Annotated in this window: 4 protein-coding genes; 1 reads left to right on the top strand and 3 read right to left on the bottom strand. The window is 72.5% G+C overall.

Annotated features, from left to right (window positions below; genetic code table 11):
• Positions 1–347 precede the first annotated feature (347 nt).
• The gene (locus A7A76_RS05040) at positions 348–1,703 is read left to right on the top strand and encodes an APC family permease (RefSeq protein WP_206410170.1); all 1,356 of its coding nucleotides are present in this window, start codon (positions 348–350) and stop codon (positions 1,701–1,703) included.
• A gap of 6 nt (positions 1,704–1,709) precedes the next feature.
• Here A7A76_RS05040 and A7A76_RS05035 read toward each other — a convergent pair whose 3' ends face one another.
• The 3 genes from A7A76_RS05035 to A7A76_RS05025 all read right to left on the bottom strand — a co-directional run.
• Positions 1,710–3,431, bottom strand: coding sequence for a serine hydrolase domain-containing protein (locus A7A76_RS05035; protein ID WP_206410169.1), 1,722 nt, complete (start codon positions 3,429–3,431; stop codon positions 1,710–1,712).
• Between the two features lie 109 nt (positions 3,432–3,540).
• Entirely contained in the window at positions 3,541–4,092 is a 552-nt protein-coding gene (locus A7A76_RS05030) for a DUF2569 family protein (protein ID WP_206410168.1), read from the bottom strand.
• Positions 4,093–4,289: 197 nt separating this feature from the next.
• A partial coding sequence (locus A7A76_RS05025) for a hypothetical protein (RefSeq protein ID WP_206410167.1) occupies positions 4,290–4,499 on the bottom strand: 210 nt, incomplete at its 5' end.

Genomic DNA, 4,499 nt, shown 5'->3' with positions numbered 1-4,499 from the left:
GATGCGCCACACAGGCCATCCATGGCCTGGGTGGCGCACGGCGCGCGTCCTGCGCGCCGCCCTCCGGGTCTCTTTTTGCCTGTGGCGAGTTCGGGGCGGCGGGGGGAGCGACGAGCAACGGCAAGGGCAAGGGCAGCGTGAGTTGCGGCCTTCTTCGGAAGCGCGGCGTGGAGGTTGCGGGGCTTCGGGAGATTACGGTGGTGCGGCGCCGCTTCGGTGATCGCGGTCGTTACGAACAACCCGTGGGCACGATGGCCTCCGGACGATCCGCGTTCGCATGCGGCGATCACACCTCGCATTTGCGCGCCGCGCATGCGAGGCTGCGACGGATCGCCGGGGAGTCGCTCATGAACGATGCCGCATCCGCCGTCCCGCACGCCAGCGCGGCGTCCAGGCCTCTGCACGGCGACGCCGCCCTGGTGCGCGCGCTGGGTCCGTTCCAGCTCGGGGCGTCCATCGTCAACATCATCGTCGGCGCCGGCATCTTCATGCTGCCGGCGTTGTTGTACGGGCGGCTCGGGGCGAGCGCGCCGCTGGTGTTCGTGGCCGGGGCGCTGGCGATCGTGCCGATCGCGCTGTGCTTCGCCGCGGTCGGCAGCCGCGCCGCGGCCACCGGCGGCCCGTACACCTTCGTCGGCGCGGCGTTCGGGCCGTTCGCCGGGTTCCTGGCCGGGGCCTTGATGTGGGTGTGCAACACCTCCTCCAGCGCCGGCGTCGCCGCGGCGCTGGCCGAGCAGGCCGGCAACGCCTGGGCGGCGCTGCGCGAGCCGCTGCCGCGCGCGGCGTTCATCGCCGCGGTCTACGCCGCGCTGTTCGCGCTCAACGCGTTCGGGGTGAAGCTCGGCGCGCGCATGATCGTGCTGCTGGCCACGCTCAAGCTGGCGCCGCTGTTCGCGCTGGCCGGGCTCGGCCTGCTGTTTGTCGACTGGGGCCAGCTCGGCGCCGCGGCGTGGCCGGGCTGGGGCGCGCTGGGTTCGTCGATGGTGCTGGTGGTGTTCGCCTATTCGGGCATGGAAACCGCGCTGGTGCCGACCGGCGAAGTGCGCGATCCGTCGCGCCACGTGCCGCGCGCGACGCTGTCGGCGATCGTGCTGGTGGTGCTGCTGTACATCGGCATCCAGCTGGCCTGCCAGGGCCTGCTCGGCGCGCGCCTGGACGGCAGCGGCGCGCCGGTCGCCGACGCTGCCGGCGCTTGGTGGGCGCCGGCGCACGGGCTGCTGCTGGCGACCGCGGGCGTGTCGATGGCCGGCTTCCTGATGGGCAACCTGTTCTCGTCCTCGCGCCTGCTGTTCGCATTGGGCCGCGACGGCTACCTGCCGGCCGCGTTCGGCCGGGTCGATGCGCGCTACCACGTGCCGCGCGCGGGTCTGCTGGCCCACGCCGGCATCGCCCTGACGCTGGCGCTGATCGGCAACTTCGAAACCCTGGCGCTGATTTCCGGCGGCGCGATCTGCCTGCTGTTCGCCGCGGTCGCGGTCGCGGCCTGGCGCGCGCAGGCGCGCGACCTGCGCGGCGCCGGCGAGCCGTTCCGCCTGCCCGGCGGCAGTTGGCCGATGCCGCTGCTGGCGGTGGCGGTGATGGCGGCGATCCTGGCGACGATGAGCCTGGCGCAGTGGCTGGCGATCGCGGTCTCGCTGCTGGCGCTGGTGGCCTTGTACGCGGTGCTCGCGCTGCGCCGGCGCGCGGCCGGCGCCGCGCGCTGAGGCGCCTCAGCGGCGCTGGCAGCGCAGGTCGCGGACCCGGCCGACGTCGAGCGACACGCTGTCGATCGCACCGGCCGTATCGCGCTTGAAGCGGAACGTCACGCCGTCCTGGGTGAAGGTGTCGCGTTCCAGCGGGTCCAGCCGTTCCGGCGCGATGCGCGCATCGTGCAGGTGCAGGGCGCCGTCGATCGCGCTCAGGCGGTAATCGCGGTCGAGTTCCTCGCAGCGGTAATCGCCGGCATAGGCCGCCAGCGCCGCCGCGTCGGGCTTGAACTCGGGCAGCGCTTCGAACTCGACGCGCTCGCCGCCGGCCGACTGGATCAGCACGCGCGGCCGGCCGCGGCCGGGATCGCGGAAGCCCAGCGCCTGGATCGGGCCGCCGTCGACGTCGAACTCGTCCTGGCCGACCGGCCGCATCGCGAAGCGGTCGCCGAAGGCGTGCAGTTCCAGTTCGCCGTCGCTCCAGGCGATGCGGCGCACGCTGCCGGTCTTGGGATTGCGGTACGAGCCGGCCCAGCGCTGCATCGCCGCCGCCGGCACCGCCACGGTGGCGCGTTGCGCGGCTTGCGCGCCGGGCTCGGGCGGCAGGCCCAGCCACAGCTCGGCGGTGCGCTGGGCCAGGGTTTCGGGATCGGCGGTGGCCATGTTGCACAGCGTCGCCACCGACAGATGCCGCTGCGGATAACGCAGCAACTGGGCGCGATAGCCGCCCCAGGCGCCGCCGTGCTCGACCGTCTTGAGCCCGCGGTGCTCGCCGATCATCAAGCCCAGCGCGTAATCGATCGGCTCGCCGCTGGCGAGCTTGCCCGGCTGCTGCAGGCGCGCCAGCAGCGCCGCGTCGCCGACCACCGGGCGATAGAAGTTCTCGTCCCAGCGCTGCAGGTCGGCCACCGTGGTCAGCACCGAGCCGTCGCCGACCTGGTCCCAGTTCGAAACATCGATGCGGTAGCGTTCGATCCCGCTGCGCGGCGGCTGCCCGGCCGCGCTGTCGGCCTTGGCGTAGGCGCTGGCGCGGCCGCGCACCGGCAGGGTGTGGTCGTCGCGGTAGCGGGTGTCGCGCATCCCTAGGGGTTCGAAGATGCGCTCGTGCGCGAACTGCGCCAGCGGTTTGCCGGACACGCGCTCGACCACTTCGGCGGCGAGGAAATAACCGGTGTTGCTGTAGACGTATTCGCTGCCCGGGGCGAAGTTCAGCGACTTCTGCCGCGCCAGCAGGTCGAGCGTCTGCCGGTCGGTGCTGTAGTCGTCGTAGGCGATGCCGGACAGCAGCTGCAGCACCAGGTAATCGCGCAGGCCGCTGGTGTGCTGGAGCAGGTGGCGCAGGGTGATGGTCTGGCCGTAGTCGGGCAGCTCGGGCACGTACTTGCGCACGTCGTCGTCGAGCGAGAGCTTGCCGTCGCGTTCCAGCAACAGCACCGCGGCGGCGGTGAACTGCTTGGAGGTCGAACCGATGTCGAACACGGTGTCGGCGCCGATCGGCACGCCCAGCTCCAGATTGGCCTGGCCGTAGCCCTTGTGGAACACGACCGCGCCGTCGCGGAACACCGCCATGCCGCAGCCGGGCGTATCGGGGTGGTTCCATTGGGCGAAGATCCGGTCGGTGGCCGCTTCTAGTTCGGTCGATGCCGGTTCGGTCGATGCCGGTTCGGCGGGCGCGGGCGCGGCGGCCGCGGCGGCGCTGGCGACGGTCAACGCGAGCGCGGCGGCGAGGGGACGCAAAGCGGGCATGGCGTGTCCTTACGGATGCGGAGCGCAGGCCGGCCACTATAGGCAGCGCGGCCGCGCCGCCTGCGTGGCACAAGTCACGCAATCGCATCGCACACCCGTGCGGATGCGCTCAGCCGCGGCGCGCGACGAAGGTGTTCCTCACCCGCTCGGACAGGAGCGCGTAGGCGATCCAGGGGCCGTTCCAGAACGCCGCGCGCACGATCACTGCGGCCACGACGGTGCCGAGCAGACTGCCGCCGCTGGCCTGGGCCAACAGGCCGATGGCGATCGCGAACACGATCGCGTCCAGGCCCAGCCAGGCGACGTAGGCGCGCGGAAACCACGGCGACTTCACGCAGTACAGAGTCAGCACCGCCAGGTTCAGCACGAACATCGCGCCGCCCGCCAGGATCGACAACTGCAATGCGGCCCGCTTGCCCGCGTCGAGTTCCGGCGAAGCGGACATGGCGCCCAGCGTGGTCAGCAGGGCCATGCCGTACAGCAGCGACCACACCAGCATGACCGCCACCGCGATCAGCCAGCCGCCGCGGCCGACCGCGCCGAGGTTGCGTTCGCTGCGCCTGGTGGTGAAGCGCAGCGGCGCATCGCCCAGTTGCAGCGCGCCGCGCGCGGCGGGCCGGGCGGGCTCGCGGCGGTAAGGGTCTTGTTCTGCTTCGCTCATGCCGGTCCCCGATGCGCGGTGGCGCGGGTTTCCCCGCGAATCCGGCGCCGCCGTGCCGCCACGATAATCGCAATGCGCTTGCCGTCACATCCCCGCGACGCCGTAACGGCACCATAGGCCGTCAGGGGAAAGCGGACTCGCACGGACAAGCCGGCCGCCTCGCGCGCGCTTGATCGTTGACCGTCCGCTGTTGCCTACTAACCCATTGCAACGCCAACGCATGCGGGAGCCGCGCGCCTGCAGATGGCCAGCACCGCCGCCACCGCCGTGTCCGATTCCTCCAGCATCGCCGCCGCCCGCACCGATCCCGCGAGGCCGGGCGCGGCGGCCGCGCCGCCTTCCGCCGCCGTGCCCGCGCCGGGTCCGTTCTCGTCCGGCAAGCCGGCGTCCACATCGCCGTCCGCGGG

This window comes from Lysobacter enzymogenes (assembly GCF_017168095.1).
GTDB classification, from domain to species: domain Bacteria; phylum Pseudomonadota; class Gammaproteobacteria; order Xanthomonadales; family Xanthomonadaceae; genus Lysobacter; species Lysobacter enzymogenes_D.
Note: the sequence above shows the minus strand (reverse complement) of the source record. Positions and strands in the feature narration are given on the sequence as shown.